Raw genomic sequence first — 611 nt, 5'->3', positions numbered from 1 at the left:
GGCTATATCAGGGCTATTCCCTTTTTGTGAAAGCGCATCCGATTTCTGTGTAAATGCTTCCTTATCAATCAAACCTTCCGCATACAATTTATTCAAATATTGCAGCCCTTTTTTGAAGCCTGGTTGGTCAACAGACGTTCCCAGCTTACCGCCATTTAACACGAAATAGTTATTATCGGCATTGAAATAAACGAACGCGTTCATGACGAAGGTTTCAATATCCGTGTGCCAACCTGTTGGCGAACCCGTGAACGCAATTTCATCGGCTTTGCCATTGCCGTTCGGATCTTTTTCCTTAAACGCCTTCAGCATGTTGTAGAAATCGTCCGTCGTCTTCGGCGCGCTCAGACCCAGCTTTTGCAGCCATTTCGAGTTCACCCACATCTTGGCGGAAAATTGGCAGTGATAGCATTCATTCACCGAAGGAATCGCATAGATGTTGCCATCCGGCGCCGTAATCGCTTTTTCCAGATAAGAAATATCTTTGAAGGCCTTTTTAATATTAGGAGCATATTGATCGATCAGCTTATTAAGAGGCAGCAGAACGCCTTGTTGACCKTAGAGCAGCTGCTCTTCTTTCGTAAGATCCCCTGACATGAAAATATCAGGAT

Annotated in this window: 1 protein-coding gene; it reads right to left on the bottom strand. The window is 44.4% G+C overall.

What is annotated here, in order from left to right; genetic code table 11:
* The coding region (locus tag AC1DUA_RS39980; RefSeq protein WP_477504925.1) for an extracellular solute-binding protein at window positions 1-611 on the bottom strand (611 nt) is incomplete at both ends.

Source organism: Paenibacillus sp. 01T422 (assembly GCF_056398785.1).
This window is presented reverse-complemented; position numbering and strand designations above follow the sequence as displayed.